We start from the raw sequence: 16,652 nt of genomic DNA on the forward strand, positions 1-16,652 counted from the left end.
AGATGTGTAATAAGAGACAGGTGAAGAGACTCCGCCGCCCGCTCCTGATGACGCGATGGCGCGATCCGCAGTGGTTCCGGCGCACGACGTCCGGCGCGGGTCGGGGCGCGACCCGCCGCGGATCCCGCCGCTCGCGCCCCGGATCCGGGGCTTCGCGCCGACGGCGCGACGCGGAGTGCGGGGCCCGCCGATCATCGTCCCGCCGCCGCCCGTCCACCCCGAGGAGACCCCCATGCCCCTGACCTCGATCCTCGCGGCGCCGTCCGGCGGCACGATCGCCCCCGGTCGCTCCGTACCCCGCCTCCACCTCGATCTCTCCGTCTCGCACTCCGGCCGGGGTCCCGCCCGCCGTGCGGACGCGCTGGTCCTGGCCTTCTGGTTCCACGTCCGCAACGACACCGCCGGGCCGCTGCACGACCTGCACCTCCTGCAGGGCGGCTTCTCGGACGACGTCGACACCGACCTCGAGTACGACGCAGCGCCCATCGTCCTGGCCGGACCGGACGAGCGCATGGAGCCGGGCGCCGGCTTCGTGGCCGTGGCGCGGTACACGGCGAGAGTGCTCCCGCGCGCGAGGACCCTCCTCAACACGATCGTCGTGCGGGGCACCGGAGCGGACGGCGCCCCCGTCAGCGGGCACGCCCAGGTGCGCGTCACGGTGGCGCGGGAGCGGCCGCCGCAGGTCCGGTGACCGCGCTGTTCCTGCTGTGACCCGAAGGGAGGGCCCTTCGACTCGAAGGACCGGCTCGGCGCGGCGAGCGGGTGATTTCCCGGGCCGCGACGGGTGAAATCCCCACGGCACCTGCTCCTCCGGGTGCAGTGTTGCGCCTGTCGCGCCGCCCGAACGGCCGACAGGAAGGCACCACCGTGAACAGCATGCCGATCGAACGGACGTCCATCGAGCGGGGCGTGACCCGCCGAGACCAGGACGCGAGGATCTGGCTCGGTCGCATGGGGCTGGAGGCGAGGCCCTCCGGTCCGCTGCGCGTCGTCGCCGACGTGCTCCGGAGCGGCTCCTTCGACGTCGTGCGACTCTGGCACACCCCCGGCCGGCTCCACCGCGCCGCTCCCGCGGGATCGGGAGTGCGCCTCCTCATCCCCCTCGAGGGCGAGATCGTCGTGCAGCCCGACGACCCGTCGGCGCTCGAGGTGCTCGTGCGCGTCGGATGCATCGCGTTCCTCCGCCGCAGCCACTCCTTCACGATCGTGACCGACGCCCCGAGCGCGCGCATCGAGATCGCTCTCGAGAGCCCGCTGCTCGGCCTCCTCGACTGGGACGACTCGGGCGCTCTCGTCACGGAGGCGGACGGCGCGGGTCGCGGCATCCTGCTCTCGACCGTCAACGCCACGTTCGGATCGGCGCTCGACGCCGAGTCGCCCGCCTTCCCCCTCGTGCGCGCAGCGGTCGAGCAGCTCACCGGAGCGGTGCTCGCCACCTCCCTCCCGCGGGAGCGGACCGAGACGGTGCACACGCGCGCCCTCGCCCTGATCGCGGCGATGTCGACCGACGCCGGGCTGTCGGTGCACGAGGTCTCGGAACGCCTCGGCGTGCCCAAGCGCACGCTTCAGCGGGTGTTCGCGGCGAACGGCACGACGGTCTTCAACGAGATCCGGCGGGCGCGGCTCGCCACGGCCCGCGCGGTCCTCGGCGACCTCTCCACTCCGCCCGCGCACGGGCACGCGCTCAGCGGCTACCTGCGCTCCCAGCGTCTCCAGCGCGACCTGCGCCGCCTCGAGCCGGAGCAGCGGGAGCAGTAACGAGCGCCACCGCGCACTGAAAGGATTCACAGCCGTACTCTGGGGCGCCTGCCGTCCCTTCTCCTCGCACCGACCCCGGGCACGTCGGTCCCGCGAGGACGATCCACCGAGGAAGCATCTGCCCGTGATCACCGCCGACGCTCTCGACCGCCTCGCCGCGGCACTCGACGAGCAGCACTGGAGTGCCGTCGTCGAACTCCTCGACAGACACTGGTCCCGCTCCGTCCACGAGTACGCGCCCGTCCTGCTCGCCGCGCTCGATCGCGTGCCGGACAGCGTCCTGGACGAGCGTCCGCGCTGGATCCGCGCCCGCGACTTCCTGCGGAGCCGGTCACCGGAGGCGCGTCCCGCCGGGGCGCAGGAGCAGCCGGCCGGGCTCCTCCAAACGACGGCACGCATCGCGGAGCTCCGGCGCGCGAACCGGGCGCGGGAGGCTCTCCCCGCTCTGCAGGACGCGCGCGAGCTGCTCGGCTCGATCCCCTGCGGGTCGAGCGCCGTCGTCGACGCCGTCCGCGCGGAGCTGCACTACCAGTGGGGCTGTGCTCTCGAGGAGGCCGGAGCGACGGAGGACGCCCTCGACGAGTACGAGGCCGCGGTGCGGTCGGCACCACTGTCCGGCTCCGCCCCGCGGATGCTGTCGCTCGCCGGCGGTGCGGCGGCGCTCCTCGCAGCCCTCCGCGGTGAGCGCGCCCGGGCGGTGAGGGCCCTCGCCGACGCCGCGACGGGCAGTGGTGCGGCGGATCCGCTCGCGGGCGCCGTGTCGGCGACCCTCGCCGAGGGCTTCCTCCGCTTCGACGAGCTCGACCGGGCCGAGGCGCGTCGGCTGATCGCGCGGATCGACCGCGCGGCGATCGGCCACCGCTGGGCGCCGTACTTCCACCTCCGCGCCGCTGTCGAGTGGGAGCGGCAGGGGACGCGCCGGCTCGCCGTGGAGTTCGAGACCCATCTCGCCGCTCTGCCGCCCGGAGCCGCGACCGACGCGCAGACCGAGCACCTGCGCATCATCCGCTACCTCCTCTTCGCCGCGGACGGACGGAGGGAGCAGGCGCGCGACGCACTGGGGCCCGATTCCCCGACGAGGACCCTCCTCGAGCAGTTCACCACCGCCCTCCGCGCGCACGACCTGGTGCAGCGCGGGCGGCGCGCGGAGGCTCGCGTGCTCCTGGCGCCGCTGCGCGGGCGGACGACGGCGCCCCGCGCCGAGGTCCTGGCCCTCGTGGCGGCCCCCGAGCGCTCGTGCGGAGACCTCGAGCGCATCGCCGAGCTCCTCGCGGAGCACCGCCTCCTCTGGCTCCTGCCGGAGCTCCCGAGCGAGGACCGCCACGAGGTCGCCCGGCTCCTCGGCGGTCGAGGCGTCGTCGTCCCGCGCGCCATCGAGCCTGCCGAGGAGAGGGCCCTCTCGCTGCTCACCGCGCGCGAGCGCGAGGTCGCCGAGCACGCCGCCCTGGGCGACTCGGTCATCGGCATCGCCGCGGCGCTGCACGTCAGCGCGAACACGGTCAAGTCGCAGCTGCGCAGCGTCTACCGCAAGCTCGGCGTCTCCTCGCGTCACGAGCTCCTCGCGGTACTGCAGAGCGTCGGCCGTGACGGCGCCGACCGAGCCGAGCGGTCCTCGTGACGACCGGCGCCCGCGGGGCCCGGCTGACGAGGGCCGTGGAGGCGGGCGACTGGGTCGCCGTCCAGGAGCTGCTCCGCTCCTCCTGGACGCACCTGGCGCAGAGCGAGCCCGCCGGGCTCCTCGACGCGCTCGAGCGGATGCCGGAGGAGGTGATGGACCGGTCACCGCGGCTGCGGATCGCGATGGTGCACCTCGGTCGCACCCTGCACGGCGACGCGTGGATCGACCCCGCGCCCGGGCGGCGGCCCCTCCCCCTGCCGATGGGCCCCGCCGATCAGCTCGGCGTGTGGGCGGCGCGCGGCTCCGCCGCCCGGGCGAAGGGACGGCTCGACGACGCCTTCCGGTTGATGGAGTCCGGGCAGGACCTGCTGCGGCGCCTCCCGCCGATCGAGGAGGCGTCGATCTCGGCCGGTCTGCCCGAGATCCTGCAGGAGTGGGCGCTGACCTGCGAGCAGGACTCCCGACTCGAGGACGCGCTGGCCCTGCACCTCTCGGCCCACGAGTGGTCGGCGGTCATCGGGCACCGGGGCATGGCGGCCGCGACGGCCGGATCGGCCGCCTACCTCCACGCGGTCGCCGGTCGCAACATGTCGGCGGCGGAGTGGCTCGCCCGGGTCCCGGACACCGAGGGGATCCTGCGGGCGCCGGGATCCGACGTCGCCGGAGTGCTGGCCGAGGCGCTGCTCAGGATCGACCACTTCGACCCCGAGGGCGCCGTGTCCCTCCTCGACGGGCTCGACGGGGCGGCGGCGGGCGAGCGCGGACCGGCGGTCGACTTCGTCCGGGCGTTCGCGGCGGCGGGGCGGCCGTTCTCCTCGCACCTGGTCCGGCGCCGCATCGACGCGACCCTCGCGGCGACGGGGCCCCGGAGCGGACGCGGGCAGTCCGACCTGGTCCGCGCGATCCACGCGTTCACCGGCGGACCCGCCGAGGCCGAGCCGATCGACGACACCGTCCCGCTCGTCGCAAGGATCGCCGCCGCGACCGAGGCCCTCGCCGCGAACCTGCGCGGCGACGAGTCGACCGCCCGGCGGCTCGCCGGTCCCCTCCTCGACAGCGGGGAGTCGCCGCGCGTGCTGATCACCGCGCTGCTCGCCTCCTCCGCGCACCCCACGCGCACGCTCGAGGAGGCGGCGGCCCTCGCGCACGCCCACGACAGCTTCGGCGTGCTCGCGCTCCTGCCCGCCGACCGCAGACGCCGGGTCGCCGACGAGCTCGCCTCGCTCGGCGACCACGGCATCGCGCGGATCCTCCGCGACTCCGACGCGCCCCGGGCATCGGATCTCAGCCCCGTGCACCGCGAGATCGCGTTCTCGGCGGCGCAGGGCGCCACCCTCGCGGACATCGCCGACGAGCGGGGTGTCAGCGTGAACACCGTGAAGACGCAGCTGCGCACCGTCTACCGGCGGCTGGGCGTGCGCTCCCGCTCCGAGCTCGCGGCGGCCCTCGACGGGGTCCGCGCGCCGCGATCGGAGGCGTGAGCGGTCGGGTCCGCGCGGCCCGGCCCGGGTCGGGTCAGCCCGGGTACGGCAGCGAGGCGGCGGGCCACGACGACGCGGCGAGCTCCGAGCGCAGCCGGTGGTATTGCTGCACGGCGCTGAGCGAGTCGGTGCGGAAGGCGATCGCCACCGCGGCGTCGCGGCGGTAGTCGTCCCAGCCGTCGTACTGCTCGAAGACGCGGTCGCCGATGCTCGCGAGGAGCTGCCAGGCCCGCTCGGCGGGCAGGTAGCCGGCGACGTAGGCGTAGCGGATCGCTCCGATCGTGCGCTCGGCGTCGCCCGCCAGCAGCAGCACCGGCGCTCGCCCGCCGATCGGCTGAGCCCGCTCGAGCAGGTGGAACTCGCTCTCGCCGGTGAGCGCCGAGACGCGGGAGCGCATCCGCTCGGCCTCCTCCGACGCCGACACCTCGGCGAAGCGGGCCGAGAGCGGGCCGGTGGCGAGCACGTCGGCGACGAACAGCTCGACGTCCTCGGCCGACGCGATGCGGAAGTCGCGGTCGAGCGCGGCGCGCTGCTCGCTCAACGGCGGGATCGGCAGCTCGCTCCACGGGGACCCCTTCGCGCCGTCCGAGAAGCGGGCCCGGAGCGGCTGAGGAAGCTCGGCCCAGCTCGGCTGGAAGGCGAGCGACGAGTTCCACCCGCCGAACGAGAAGTCGCTGATCGCGTCGAGTGCGAGCAGCTGCTGCTGCCGCGGGGTCGGCGCGGCGGTTCCCGCCTGGGCGAGGTACGACAGCTGCTCGCGGCGGGGAGCGCCCGCGTCGCGGATCGTGCCGACGATCGAGCCGGCGGCCAGGCCGAGCGCGAGGCCGACCGCGAAGGTGAAGAAGGGGAAGGCCGGGTCGTCGTCCGAGCTCTGCAGCAGTCCGACCACGAACCCGACGACGCCGAACGGCACGGCCCCGGCGGTGAGGAGGAGGGCGCGCCGTCCGCTCCCCCCGCCCCGTGAGCGACGGCGCTGCTCCGCGAGCCGCGCGAACCGCAGTCGGGGACGGACGGGGAACTCGACATCACCCGGGTGATTCTGCAGCGGCACGGTCGCAGCCTAGACGCCGGAGCGGATCGGGGTCGGGACGGATGTCGGCCCCCTGTGGGACGCTTCGAGCATGAGACTCGCCGAAGCCCTCCTCGAGCGCGCCGACCTGCAGAAGCGGATCGAGGCCCTCCAGTCGCGGATCGTCGCGAACGCGTCCTACCAGGAGGGAGAGGCGCCGTCCGAGGATCCGGCCGAGCTGCTCGACGAGTGCACGCGCGCTCTTGCGGCCCTCGAGAGGCTCGTCACGGCGATCAACATCACCAACACGACGACGCCGACGCCCGACGGAGCGACCGTCACCGCCGCCCTCGCCCGGCGCGAGACCCTGCGCGCGCACCACGGCATCCTCGTCCGAGCCGCCGATGCGGCGGCCGGGTCCTGGGGGAACCGGCAGATGCGCAGCGAGCTGCGTCGGCTGTCGGCCCTGCCCGTGAAGGAGCTGCGGACGCGGGCCGACGAGATCGCCCGCGAGCTGCGCGACCTCGACGCCTCGATCCAGCGCACCAACTGGGAGGCCGAGCTGATCCTCTGACACGCAGCGCGGTGAGTCGGTAGGCGCACCCGGAGCGAGCACGCACCGTCGGGCCGGCGGTTCATCCGGCCCTCTGTCGACGCGGTGGGCAGCGTCACGGCTCCGGCCGTCACTCCTCAGCCCAGCACCCAGGACCGGTGACCGTGCAGACAGGACACCTCATCACCATGTGCTGGCCGGACGCCGAGGGCGGGTTCGGGGACCTCATCGCGCCGACGGGCGACCGCGCGGGCGATGACGCCGACGTTCAGCCGAGCGCGCGCAGCTGCGCCGCGAAGACCGCGAGCGAGCGGTCGACCTCCGGTAGCGAGGGGGTGCGGTTCAGGTGGCCGTGGGGCATGCCCGCCGCGAGGTACCCGGTCGCGGCGACGCCCGCCTCCGCCAGCTGGCGCAGGAGGAGCTCGGCCGAGCCGCGCAGCTCGTCGAACTCGCTCACCATCACGGTGACCGGAGGGAGGCCGGCCAGCGGTGCGGCGCCGGGCAGCGCGTCGACAGGGAGGTCCGAGATCCGGCCGACGTAGTTGCGCACCATCGACTCGATGCTCGAGGTCGGGAAGCGCATCGCGGCGGGCAGCGCCATGAGCTCGCGGGCCACGTCATCGTCGACGGCCGGGTTCGGGAAGTGCGCGAAGGGGTAGGCGAGCAGCACGTGGTCCGGCGGCGTCGCTCCGGCGTCGCGCTCGCGCAGGGCCGTGGCGAGGGCGAGCGCGGCGCCGGCGCTGGCTCCGCCGATCGCGACGGGGTGCGCCTCCGGGGTCCCGCTCCGCAGGTGCCGCCAGGCGGCGTGGACGTCGTCGAGCGGCACGGGGTAGCGGACGCTCGCGCTCGCCAGCCGGTAGCCGACCGAGACCACGCGGGCTCCGGAGCGGCCGACCAGCTCGGCCGACACGACGTGCGACTCCTGCATGTCGAGGTCGCCCGCCCCGAATCCGCCGCCGTGCACCCAGAGCAGCGCGCGCTCGGTCGGCTCGGCGGGCTCGTAGACGCGGAGCGGGACGGGTCCGTGCGGGCCGTCGATCGCGGTGTCCGACACGACCACTCCCTCGGGGAGCGTCCAGGGCGCGGGATCGACGGCGAACTCGGCGAGGCGGGCCGCCTGCTCCGGGTCGCCCGGGTCGAGGACGCCCTCGAGCAGCGGCACGCGGGCGGCGAGGTACGGGTCGAGCGGCAACGGTGCCTCCTGGTGGTGGGTGTCCCGCCACGCTACCGAGCGCGGCGCTCCAGCAGGATCACCCCGTCGAGCAGGACTCCGTCATGACCCTCGGGGCCGGTGACGGAGCGCTCGCGGGTGCCGACTTCGCGCTCGATCCAGTCGGCCGCGTCGAGGGCGAGCTCGGCGAGCTCCTCCCGGGGCGCGGGCAGGTGCTGCAGCGCGTGCCGGTGCGCGCTCCACGGCGGTGGAGCGGCGTGCGTCACTATCGCGAGCCTGCCGCCGGGAGCGACCTGCGTCGCCGCACGACGGAGGATCGCGGTGCGCGGCAGCTCGACCATCGAGTGCAGGAAGCTCGCGCAGACCAGGTCGAACAGGCCGTCGACGGGCCACTCGGCGCCGAGGTCGGCCTGGCGGAGGTCGACGACCAGGCCGCGGCGCTCCGCCTCCGCCCGACCGCGCCGGAGCGCCGTCTCGGAGAGGTCGAGTCCGCTGACGCTCCAGCCCTGCTCGGCGAGCCAGAGCGCGTCGCCGCCCTCGCCGCAGCCGAGGTCGAGGGCGCGGCCCGGGGGCAGCGCGTGGACGAGGTCGACGAGCGAGGCGTTGGGCCGGCCCGACCAGATGCGGTCGGAGTCGGCGTAGCGGGCCTCCCAGTGGTCGCGTGCAGTGGTCACGGCGGTCCCTTCCCTCGGAGACGAGGATGCCGCGCGCCGGCGCACGGGGCGAGTCCCGATGCCGGAACGGCACGACGGCGCGATGCGGCGACCGCATGCCGGGGTCGGTGGGCCGCAGCGGGGCAAGGGCTTCCGCGACGGCCGGAGCGGCGAATAGCGTCGAGTCATGGGCCTCCGACTCGAAGAGATCATCATCGACAGCACCGACTTCCGCACGCTCGGCCACTGGTGGCAGGAGGCGCTCGGCTGGGACGTCGTGGACGAGGACGACGAGGGGATCGAGCTGCTCGCTCCGTCGGGTCGCGGACCGAGTCTGCTGTTCCTCGACGTGCCCGAGCGCAAGACCGTGAAGAACCGCCTGCACCTGGACTTCGTACCGGACGACCAGGGCGCCGAGGTCGAGCGGCTGCTCGGGAAGGGCGCCACCCGCGTCGACGTGGGTCAGGGCGAGCAGTCGTGGGTGGTGCTCGCCGACCCCGAGGGGAACGAGTTCTGCATCCTCAGCGCTCGCGACTGATCGGCGTCGACCGCTCGACCCGGGGAATCGTTTTCCATGCGGTCGCATGAAAGAACTCGCAGAAGTCAAGGGTAGAACGATCGTTCTCTCCGCCCTACGATCGGTGGTCGTGACCCCACGACGGGCCACGACGATCCGAGGAGCGACCGTGAACGCGTACGAGGGGCCCGTGGCGGCCGTCGGCAGGACGCAGGCCCAGCAGCAGCGCGAGCTGCTCGTCGGACGCGTGCTCGCCTCGCGCGGAGCCGGTCTCCACGCGTACGCGTACCGGCTCACGCTGTCGGAGTCGGCGGCCGGAGCCGCCCTGCAGAACGCGGTGGTCACCCTGCGCAGCGGCACTCCGAAGGTGGTCGACGAGGCGTCGGCGCTCGAGCTCGCGCGCACCGAGATCGGCCGGGCGAGTCTGGAGCGCAGCGATCCGGCGCTCGCGATCGGCACCGCTCCGCGGCTCCGCGAGGAGGACCTCCTGCGCTCGGGATTCCACCGCCGCCTGCACGCCCTGCCCGCCGTCGAGCGCCAGTGCTGGCTGCTGCGCCACACGGGCCGGCACGACGTGGAGGCGATCGCCGGGATCCTCGAGATCACGGAGGAGGCGGTGCGCTCCGCGCTCGCCTCGGCCGCGTGCGCCCTGGTCGAGGGCGAGCTCGCCGAGGCGGAGGACGCCGAGTAGGCGCTCCCCCGCTCCGCCGGAAGGTGCCCGAGAGGCGCCGGGTCGAGCCGGCGGCACCCCTCAGGCGCTCAGCACCCGGGGCCGAGCCCCGGGAAGCGCGTCAGTCGAGGTAGTCGATGTCGTCCCACGGCTCCTGCACGTCGCCGGTGTCGCGATCGTCGTCGGGCACCTCGATGTCCTCGAAGATCACGGGGACGCCGGGCGAGACGAGCGCGCTGACCCGCCGGTTGCCCACCACGACGAAGTCGACCATGCCGCCGCCCGACCGCGAGGCCTCGGTCGTCGACGCCTTCAGACCGGTCACATCGGCCCCCTGCGAGAGCCCGTAGGTCTTGCCGTCGATCGTGACGGTGGTTCGGATCATCAGGTGGCGCTCCTCGTATCGGTCCTGTCGAGAGTACGAATCCGCCCATTCGCGCTCCAGGCCTTGCGGAACAAGCGCGTTGCTGGCACGAGCGCTGGCGCGGGACGCCGGGCGGGAGCACCATCCGGCGAGGATGGTCGGATGCTCCGCCTCCTCCGCTCGTCGGTCCTCACCCTCCGGCACCGGCTCGTCGTCCGCGCGGCCGACGCCGGAGCGCTCGCCCTCGCTGCGGCACTCGAGCGCGCCGAAGCGCACGACCCCCGCACCCGAGCGCTCACGTCGCATCCGTCCGCCCTTCGCGTCAACGGGGCGCGGCCCACGGAGCCCGCGCCGTAGCGTGGAAGGCGAACCGCACGATCCGACACGACCGCAAGGAGGATCCGATGACAGACAAGACCACGCCCGACGCTCCCGACACCGAGACCGTCGATCCGGACACCGTCGACCCCGAGACCGCGACCGACCCCGAGGGCGACCCGGTCGAGAACCCGTCCGGCTGACTCCGGACCCGCAGAAGCCCCGAGGCGCCCCGGCGCCCGGGGCTTCCGCGTGTCCGGATCCGCGCGTCCCGGATCCGCTCGTTCGGGTTCCGCGTGTCCGGGCCGCTCAGGCCGACTCGACGTAGCGGCCGAAGCGGCGGTCCCGGGCCAGCAGCGCGTCCCGAGCGGAGTCGTGCCGGCCGTCGAGCACGCGCAGCACGACGAGCAGGTGGTCGCCCGCGTCGTGCACCTGCTCGACGGAGCACTCGAGGTCGAGCACGGCGCCGTCGATCGAGACCGCTCCGAGAGGGGACGCCGTCCAGCCGACGCCCGCGAACCTCCCCGCACGGTCGCGCGAGGCGAGCCGCAGGACGGCGGCGTCCTGGTCCGCGCCGAGGACCGAGACGCCCAGCCGCTCGGATCCCGCCAGCTGCGGCCACGTCGACGACGAGCGCTGCACCGCGATCGTGCAGAGCGGCGGGTCGAAGCTGACGCCGAGCGCGAGGGTGGCCACGACCATCCCGACCGGCTCGCCGTCGACCAGGGCGGCCACGGCCGCGACGGGGGCCGGCACCGCGAGGTGGACCGGAGCCGCCACGAGGGTCATCGCGGAGCGCCGACGCGGAAGGCCGAGCCGGGGTGCCCGGCGGGCAGCGTCGGCACCGCGTGGCCGAGGATCCGCTCGCGCATCGATCCGGAGCGGGGCGTCTCGGGCAGCATCCCGCGCTCGCGCAGAAGCGGCATCACCTGCTCGGCGAAGTCGCGGTACGTCTCCCACGAGCCGTAGGTGTACTCGATCAGGAAGCCGTCGACGTCGGTGCGGTCGACGATCTCCTGCAGCTGATCGGCCACCGACTCGGCGGTGCCGGTGACGCGCATGCCTCCGATCGAGGACGTGATCACGTCGAGGATCTCGGCGACGGTCGGGCTGTACTCGGGCTGCTGGAACATCGCGAGCATGGTCTGCCCGACCTCGGTCGTCACCTCGGCGAGGGTCGCGTCGAGCGGGAACGACATCAGATCGACTCCGCTCCACCCCATGAACAGGGCGGCGGCCGCCTCGCGCGACGGCGTCGCGTCGAGCTCGGCCCGGAGGCGCAGCGCGTCCTCCTCCGTCTCGCCGACGATGATCGAGACGGACGGGATGACGGTGATGTCGCGCGGGTCCCGGCCGTTCGACTCCGCCCGCGAGCGCAGATCGGCGACCGTCGCCGCGGCCTTGCCGAGGTCGCGGTCCTGGATGAAGACGCACTCGCCGTACCGGCCCGCGAAGGCTCGACCGGCGGAGGAGGTGCCCGCCTGCAGCAGGAGCGGCGTGCGCTGCACGGACGGGATCGCCGGGAAGTAGCCGTCGTAGCGGAAGTACTCGCCCTCGTGGGTGATGCGGTGCACCCTGGCCGGATCGGCGAAGGTGCGGGTGGCCTTGTCGTACACGACCGCGTCGTCCTCCCACGCGCCCTCCCAGAGCTTCAGGCACAGCTCGACGAACTCTGTGGCGCGGCGGTAGCGCTCGTCGTGGGGCGTGACTCCGTCGTGCCCGAGGAGCTTGGTGAGCGCGACCTGGTTGTCGGAGGTGACGATGTTCCAGGCGATGCGGCCCTTGGTCAGGTGGTCGAGCGTCGTGAAGGTGCGGGCGTTGAGGTAGGGCTGCTGCGCGGTGGTGGAGGCGGTGACGACGAAGCCGAGGCGGTCGACGGTGGCGGCGAGCCCGCTGACGAGCGCGAGCGGGTCGTGCACGGGGACCTGGACGGCCTCGCGGATGACGACCTCGGGCACGTCGTCGCCGCTCATCGGGTAGCCCAGCGCCTCGGCGAGGAAGAGGAAGTCGAAGCCGGCGTCCTCCAGCTTCCGCGCGAGGTCCTGCCAGTACTCGAGGGTCGCGAATCCGCTCGTGTCTCCGCGGGGGTGGTGCCAGGCGTTGCTGATGAAGTTCGGCGTGAACTCCTCGAACGCGCCGAGGAAGATCTGCTTGGTCACGGTGCTGCCCTTCGATGGCGATCGGATGCTCCCGACCGGAGGGCTGATAACCTCGCGTTATCAACACGGCGATGATAACCAGCAGTAATCAGCCGCCGCAAGAGCGCACCACCGCACCACCCGGAGGACCGATGAGCGACGACGCCGCGGAGGCACCCGCCCTCGCCTCCGAGATCGGCCTCCTCGTGCGCGCCCTGCGCACCGCCCGCGGTCTGTCGATGCGGGCGCTCGCCGCGCAGGCCGGGGTGTCGCAGCCGTTCCTCTCGAAGCTCGAGAACGGCCGGCTGCTGCCGAGCCTCTCGACCCTGTACGCGCTGGCCGCGGCGTTCGAGGTGCCGCCGGCCGAGCTGGTGCCGGCGATCGCCTCCTCCGACGACACGACTCCGGAGGCGCACCTGCGCGCGAGCGATGCGCCGCACGCGCCGCGCGCACGCCTGGTCGCGGGGGGACCCGGCCGCCGGACGGAGGCGTACCTCTTCACCGCGCAGCCGGGCCAGTCGGACGACGTCGACTTCGCGCATCCGGGCGAGGAGTTCGTCTTCGTGACCGAGGGGGCCGCCGTGCTGACCTACGCCGACGGCGCCTCGCGCACGGTCTCGGCGGGCGAGTCGGTCACGATCGAGACGCTCCGCCCGCACCGCTGGTCGGTGCCGGCGGATGCGGCCGGTGCGGCGCGGTACCTGCTCGTGACGACGCACTCGGGCTGAGGGGTCCGCGCGCGCGAGATGCCACTCCGGCACGCCTGGGACGGCGTGTCGTGTACCGGAGTGGCACCTCGCGGGGGCTCACCGAGGGGTCAGCGGCAGCGCGTCGCCGACGACTCGACCGGGACCGCGGCGGAGGCCGGCTCGCCGGCGACCGTGCCGCGCACGTCGACCGTGAGCGAGACGGCCGGGACCGCGCGGAGCGGGGTCGGCACCGTCACGGACGCGGTCTTGCCGGCGGCGAGCGACGGCAGCGTCGCGCTGCCGTAGGGGGTGCGCACCGAGAGGGCGACGCGGTCGGTCCCGCCGTTGACGGCCTTCACCGAGATCACGGCCTTGCCGGCCGCGCAGGTGACGGTCGCGCCGAGGCTCACGCGCAGCGCGTTCTCGAGGGCGTCGAGGGAATCGCGGAGTCCGCGCTCGGCGGCGTCCACGTCCTCCTGCGTCGCGGCGGATCCGGCGAGCACGACCGCGGCGATCGCGCGGCTCTCGTCCAGGCGCGCCAGCGACTCCTCGGTCCACGCGGCGCGGTCGACGGCGTCGGCCTCGGCGAGCGCCGCCGCGAGGGCGGTGGTGTCGGCCGTCGACTCCGCGGTGTCGGCGACGAGGCGGACGTCGTCGAGGACGCCCCACGCTCCGCCGGTCAGCGCGAACTCGGCGGCGATCTCGACCACGCCGTCCTCGCCGACCACGACGGGGACCGTCGTCGTCGAGAAGGAGCTCCAGGTCGTGAGCTCCAGCGGGGCGCTGGTCGTGCCCGCGGAGGTGGTCGAGCTCAGCGTGCGGACATCGCTCGCGGGGCTGTTGGTGCCCTGCGTCGTCGCCTGCAGCGTGTACGCGCCGGCCGGCACTCCGGTGATCGTCTGGCGTGCCGAGGTCTCGTAGTCGGTGCCGTTCCAGAAGGTGACGGCGAAGTCGCCCTCGGCGGCGTCACCGGTCTGCGTGCGCGCGGCAGGTCCCGTGAAGGTCCACGCGGACGTGTCCGGGTCCTCGAAGCCGGGGTTCGCCACGAGGTTCGGAGTTACGACCACGACGATCGCCGAGACGTCGAGTCCGGAGGCCGTGCGGCCGGGGATCGTGTACTCGCCGGGTCCGCGGATCCACGAGGCGGCTCCGCTCCACGTCACCGCGGGAGTCTCGACCGAGCCGTCGTTGAAGTCCACCGACACGGTGGCCGGCAGCACAACGGGCTCGCCGTCGACGACGGTCAGCTCGACCGCGTCCACTCCGGTGACCGCGCGGGGCGCGACCGCTCCGGTGTCGACGTAGCGGAAGGTGCTCAGCGACTCCAGCGGAGTGCCGTCGGCGGCGAAGAGGGCCTGGTTGTCCCAGCCGGAGCCGCCGAAGTCGTCGCCCACGTGCACGGGGTCGTACGGGGCGGCGAAGCTCGTGGCCCAGCCGGAGCCGTCGCGCTCCCAGAGCACGCGGTTCTGCTCGACGTCGCTCGCGGGTCCGACGGGCAGCCAGGCCGGCTCCCAGTAGTAGACGCCGATGCCCGCGTCGCCCACGGCGTGCACCGCGGCGATCACGTCGCGCAGCGCCGTGGCCTGGCCCTGCACGCTGATCGGGTACTCGTCGGTCGCGGTGCCCTCGCCGATCACGTTCGGGTAGCCGTCGCCGTCCTCGAGGGTGTGCGCCCAGGAGGTCTCGGCGACCATGACCTTCTTGCCGTAGGTGTCGGCGATCTGCGACAGCGAGGCGGTGAGGTTCTCGGGGCTGCCGTGCCAGAACGGGTAGTACGAGCTCGCGAAGACGTCGTAGTCGACGTCGAAGCGGTCCAGGCCCGCGGCGATGGCGGAGTAGCGGCCCGGGGTCTCGGGGTTGGTGAAGTGCACGGCGACCTGCGCCCCCGGCAGCACCTCGCGGACCGCGGAGCTGCCGGCCGAGAAGAGCCCGGCGAGAGTCGCGTCCATGTCGGTCGCGGCGCGGGTGTACCCGGCCATGCCGTTGTTCGTCTCGTTGCCGATCTGCACCATGTCGACGTCGACTCCGGCGTCCTCGAAGCGCTGGAGCGACTCGGCCGTGTAGTCGTGCAGCGCGGTGGTGAGCTCGGGGGCGGCGAGGCCCGCCCAGGCCTTCGGCGCGAGTTGACGGCCCGGGTCGGCCCAGAAGTCGGAGTAGTGGAAGTCGACGAGCAGGCCCAGTCCGGCGGCCGTGGCGCGCTCGCCGATCTCGATCGCGCGGTCGACGTCGACGTCGCCGCCGCCGTAGCCGTTGCCCTCGGCGTCGAACGGGTCGTTCCAGACCCGGACGCGGACGGAGGTGACGCCCTCGTCGGCGAGGACCTCGAAGACGTCGGCCTCCTGACCCGACGGGTCTCGGAAGACGACTCCACTCTCCTCGAGCGACAGGATGCTCGAGATGTCGGCGCCCTTGATGAAGTCGGCGGGGAGGCCGTCGACCTTGTCGACGAAGATCCCGGCGTCGACCGGGCCCTCCTCCGCCGAGGCGCTGGTCGCCCCGATCCCGGCGAAGGTGCCGAGGAGGGTGGAGACCGCGGCCACGGCGGCGGTGCCGGCGGTCCTCCTGGTGCGTGCAGACATGCGTGTCCTTTCGTGGTGGTGCGCCCGCCGCGGGGCCTGACGTCGCTCCGGTGCGCACACGGGAGCGGAGCGGCGAGAGGGCCCGGTCGGGCGGGGAGGCGGTGGCGCTCGAGGCGCTCGCGGGGCCCGAGTCGCGCGCTCTGCGCGTGCTCGAGCCGGATCGGTTCGGCAGGTTCTCCTTTGAACTGTGTGCGCTCCCAGTCTGCGGAGGCGCTCAGCAGCCGTCAAGACGGTGCGAGGGAACTCGCCTGCGTCAATTCGACTGTGCGGGACTGGGAGCGAGCACAGTCTGCCGAGGACGCGGTACGACCCCGCCGGACCCTGTGCATGGGATGATCGCCTGATCGGCGAGAGGGAAGACGATGGGCCAGTTGATCTACGGAGTCGCTCCGGCCGTCGAGGTCGAGGACCGGGCGCTGCGGCACGTCGAGGCGGTCATCATCTCGAAGCTGCGCCGCAACGAGAGCTTCTCGTTCCACTGGGACGGTGAGCCCGACGTCGGCGAGGACGTCGCGACGGCGCGTCCCGGCCGCCACGGCAGCATCTGGGTCTCGAAGAGCTCGTCGCTCTACTTCAGCTACGACTCCGCGGGCGGCCAGCCGCTGAACCGCGCGTGGATCGACCTGCTGCTGCGCTCGGCGCTGTCGCCGGCCGGGCTGCGCGTGCTGCCCGAGCCGAAGGGCTGAGGCGGAGCCGACCGCCCTCGCCGCCGCTCCTCCAGAAGTTGCGGTGACGGCGCGCGCTCACCGCAACTTCTGGAGGAGCGGGAGCCGGCACGGGAGAGACGGGCGGCGTCAGCCCTGCTGGTCGGGCTCGGCCACGACCTGCAGGCCCGACTGCGAGCTCGCCGAGACCATCAGCGCGTCGACCCACGCGCGGTTGATCGCCGGCTGGCGCCCGCCGAAGAACTTGTACGACAGCGGCACCGACGGGTGCAGCCAGATCTTCATCCGCCCGCCGCCCGTGTCCTGCGTCTGCGTCCACGAGAACGCGAACGACTCGTCGCGGCGCAGCTTGGCCGTGATCACGATCTCGAGGTGCGCCAGCAGGCGGTCCTCGAAGTCGGCCTCGATGCCGCCGGGGTAGATCAGCAGTCCCATGGGGTGCTCCGCTCCGGGCACCGGAGCATCCGGA

18 protein-coding genes are annotated in these 16,652 nt (G+C 73.8%); 10 read left to right on the top strand and 8 right to left on the bottom strand.

Annotated elements, in window-relative coordinates:
* Nucleotides 1-232: 232 nt before the first annotated feature.
* The 4 genes from IOC53_RS14935 (at nt 233) to IOC53_RS19530 (ending at nt 4,857) form a co-directional block, all read left to right on the top strand.
* Nucleotides 233-691 carry a hypothetical protein gene (locus tag IOC53_RS14935; RefSeq protein ID WP_207406902.1) on the top strand — a complete coding sequence of 153 codons (459 nt, stop codon included), beginning with the start codon at nt 233-235 and terminating at the stop codon, nt 689-691.
* A 185-nt stretch (nt 692-876) separates the two neighbouring features.
* The gene (locus tag IOC53_RS14940; RefSeq protein ID WP_207406904.1) at nt 877-1,758 is read left to right on the top strand and encodes a hypothetical protein; all 882 of its coding nucleotides are present in this window, start codon (nt 877-879) and stop codon (nt 1,756-1,758) included.
* A gap of 124 nt (nt 1,759-1,882) precedes the next feature.
* Nucleotides 1,883-3,376, top strand: a complete 1,494-nt coding sequence (locus tag IOC53_RS14945) for a LuxR family transcriptional regulator (protein WP_207406906.1) — start codon at nt 1,883-1,885, stop codon at nt 3,374-3,376.
* The gene (locus IOC53_RS19530; protein WP_207406908.1) at nt 3,373-4,857 is read left to right on the top strand and encodes a LuxR family transcriptional regulator; all 1,485 of its coding nucleotides are present in this window, start codon (nt 3,373-3,375) and stop codon (nt 4,855-4,857) included. The genes IOC53_RS14945 and IOC53_RS19530 overlap by 4 nt, the downstream gene beginning before the upstream one ends.
* 34 nt (nt 4,858-4,891) lie before the next feature.
* On the opposite strand, the gene IOC53_RS14955 is transcribed toward IOC53_RS19530, so the two are convergent.
* Nucleotides 4,892-5,908: a DUF1266 domain-containing protein gene (locus IOC53_RS14955; RefSeq protein ID WP_207406910.1), complete on the bottom strand. Its 1,017-nt coding sequence runs from the start codon at nt 5,906-5,908 to the stop codon at nt 4,892-4,894.
* Between the two features lie 70 nt (nt 5,909-5,978).
* Here IOC53_RS14955 and IOC53_RS14960 point away from each other — a divergent pair, with 70 nt between their 5' ends.
* Nucleotides 5,979-6,440, top strand: coding sequence for a DIP1984 family protein (locus tag IOC53_RS14960; protein ID WP_207406912.1), 462 nt, complete (start codon nt 5,979-5,981; stop codon nt 6,438-6,440).
* Between the two features lie 247 nt (nt 6,441-6,687).
* On the opposite strand, the gene IOC53_RS14965 is transcribed toward IOC53_RS14960, so the two are convergent.
* The gene (locus tag IOC53_RS14965; RefSeq protein WP_207406914.1) at nt 6,688-7,611 is read right to left on the bottom strand and encodes an alpha/beta hydrolase; all 924 of its coding nucleotides are present in this window, start codon (nt 7,609-7,611) and stop codon (nt 6,688-6,690) included.
* Nucleotides 7,612-7,643: 32 nt separating this feature from the next.
* Nucleotides 7,644-8,264: a class I SAM-dependent methyltransferase gene (locus IOC53_RS14970; protein WP_307786214.1), complete on the bottom strand. Its 621-nt coding sequence runs from the start codon at nt 8,262-8,264 to the stop codon at nt 7,644-7,646.
* Between the two features lie 166 nt (nt 8,265-8,430).
* Between IOC53_RS14970 and IOC53_RS14975 the strand changes: the two genes are divergently transcribed.
* Together IOC53_RS14975 and IOC53_RS14980 are read left to right on the top strand one after the other, a co-directional pair.
* Nucleotides 8,431-8,781, top strand: a complete 351-nt coding sequence (locus IOC53_RS14975; protein ID WP_207406918.1) for a VOC family protein — start codon at nt 8,431-8,433, stop codon at nt 8,779-8,781.
* Nucleotides 8,782-8,890: 109 nt separating this feature from the next.
* Complete coding sequence (locus IOC53_RS14980; RefSeq protein ID WP_207406920.1) at nt 8,891-9,451, top strand: hypothetical protein; 561 nt, start codon at nt 8,891-8,893, stop codon at nt 9,449-9,451.
* A 100-nt stretch (nt 9,452-9,551) separates the two neighbouring features.
* On the opposite strand, the gene IOC53_RS14985 is transcribed toward IOC53_RS14980, so the two are convergent.
* The gene (locus tag IOC53_RS14985) at nt 9,552-9,815 is read right to left on the bottom strand and encodes a hypothetical protein (RefSeq protein ID WP_207406921.1); all 264 of its coding nucleotides are present in this window, start codon (nt 9,813-9,815) and stop codon (nt 9,552-9,554) included.
* 141 nt (nt 9,816-9,956) lie between these two features.
* On the opposite strand from IOC53_RS14985, the gene IOC53_RS14990 reads away from it, so the two are divergent.
* Nucleotides 9,957-10,151: a hypothetical protein gene (locus IOC53_RS14990; RefSeq protein WP_207406922.1), complete on the top strand. Its 195-nt coding sequence runs from the start codon at nt 9,957-9,959 to the stop codon at nt 10,149-10,151.
* Between the two features lie 270 nt (nt 10,152-10,421).
* On the opposite strand, the gene IOC53_RS14995 is transcribed toward IOC53_RS14990, so the two are convergent.
* Both IOC53_RS14995 and IOC53_RS15000 read right to left on the bottom strand, forming a co-directional pair.
* Nucleotides 10,422-10,901 carry a flavin reductase family protein gene (locus tag IOC53_RS14995; RefSeq protein ID WP_207406923.1) on the bottom strand — a complete coding sequence of 160 codons (480 nt, stop codon included), beginning with the start codon at nt 10,899-10,901 and terminating at the stop codon, nt 10,422-10,424.
* A complete protein-coding gene (locus tag IOC53_RS15000) occupies nt 10,898-12,271 on the bottom strand; it encodes an NtaA/DmoA family FMN-dependent monooxygenase (RefSeq protein ID WP_207406924.1) in 1,374 nt (457 codons plus the stop codon). Before IOC53_RS15000 ends, IOC53_RS14995 begins: the two co-directional genes overlap by 4 nt.
* A 131-nt stretch (nt 12,272-12,402) precedes the next feature.
* On the opposite strand from IOC53_RS15000, the gene IOC53_RS15005 reads away from it, so the two are divergent.
* Nucleotides 12,403-12,978, top strand: coding sequence for a helix-turn-helix domain-containing protein (locus IOC53_RS15005; RefSeq protein WP_207406925.1), 576 nt, complete (start codon nt 12,403-12,405; stop codon nt 12,976-12,978).
* 89 nt (nt 12,979-13,067) lie between these two features.
* Here the strand turns inward: IOC53_RS15005 and IOC53_RS15010 are convergent, their stop codons facing one another.
* Nucleotides 13,068-15,518, bottom strand: a complete 2,451-nt coding sequence (locus IOC53_RS15010) for a glycosyl hydrolase 53 family protein (RefSeq protein WP_207406926.1) — start codon at nt 15,516-15,518, stop codon at nt 13,068-13,070.
* Nucleotides 15,519-15,880: 362 nt separating this feature from the next.
* On the opposite strand from IOC53_RS15010, the gene IOC53_RS15015 reads away from it, so the two are divergent.
* Nucleotides 15,881-16,204, top strand: a complete 324-nt coding sequence (locus IOC53_RS15015; protein WP_207406928.1) for a hypothetical protein — start codon at nt 15,881-15,883, stop codon at nt 16,202-16,204.
* Nucleotides 16,205-16,312: 108 nt separating this feature from the next.
* On the opposite strand, the gene IOC53_RS15020 is transcribed toward IOC53_RS15015, so the two are convergent.
* Nucleotides 16,313-16,618 carry a hypothetical protein gene (locus IOC53_RS15020; protein WP_055788704.1) on the bottom strand — a complete coding sequence of 102 codons (306 nt, stop codon included), beginning with the start codon at nt 16,616-16,618 and terminating at the stop codon, nt 16,313-16,315.
* Between the last annotated feature and the right edge of the window lie 34 nt (nt 16,619-16,652).

The organism is Rathayibacter sp. SD072, from assembly GCF_017355185.1.
Lineage (GTDB): Bacteria > Actinomycetota > Actinomycetes > Actinomycetales > Microbacteriaceae > Rathayibacter.

Excerpts from the sequence above, each read along its gene's own strand:
- IOC53_RS15020 (WP_055788704.1), bottom strand. The coding sequence starts at position 16,618 with ATGGGACTGCTGATCTACCCCGGCGGCATCGAGGCCGACTTCGAGGAC.
- IOC53_RS14995 (WP_207406923.1), bottom strand. The coding sequence starts at position 10,901 with ATGACCCTCGTGGCGGCTCCGGTCCACCTCGCGGTGCCGGCCCCCGTC.
- IOC53_RS14990 (WP_207406922.1), top strand. The coding sequence starts at position 9,957 with ATGCTCCGCCTCCTCCGCTCGTCGGTCCTCACCCTCCGGCACCGGCTC.
- IOC53_RS14940 (WP_207406904.1), top strand. The coding sequence starts at position 877 with ATGCCGATCGAACGGACGTCCATCGAGCGGGGCGTGACCCGCCGAGAC.
- IOC53_RS14975 (WP_207406918.1), top strand. The coding sequence starts at position 8,431 with ATGGGCCTCCGACTCGAAGAGATCATCATCGACAGCACCGACTTCCGC.
- IOC53_RS15015 (WP_207406928.1), top strand. The coding sequence starts at position 15,881 with ATGGGCCAGTTGATCTACGGAGTCGCTCCGGCCGTCGAGGTCGAGGAC.
- IOC53_RS14960 (WP_207406912.1), top strand. The coding sequence starts at position 5,979 with ATGAGACTCGCCGAAGCCCTCCTCGAGCGCGCCGACCTGCAGAAGCGG.
- IOC53_RS14985 (WP_207406921.1), bottom strand. The coding sequence starts at position 9,815 with ATGATCCGAACCACCGTCACGATCGACGGCAAGACCTACGGGCTCTCG.
- IOC53_RS14935 (WP_207406902.1), top strand. The coding sequence starts at position 233 with ATGCCCCTGACCTCGATCCTCGCGGCGCCGTCCGGCGGCACGATCGCC.
- IOC53_RS15005 (WP_207406925.1), top strand. The coding sequence starts at position 12,403 with ATGAGCGACGACGCCGCGGAGGCACCCGCCCTCGCCTCCGAGATCGGC.
- IOC53_RS15010 (WP_207406926.1), bottom strand. The coding sequence starts at position 15,518 with ATGTCTGCACGCACCAGGAGGACCGCCGGCACCGCCGCCGTGGCCGCG.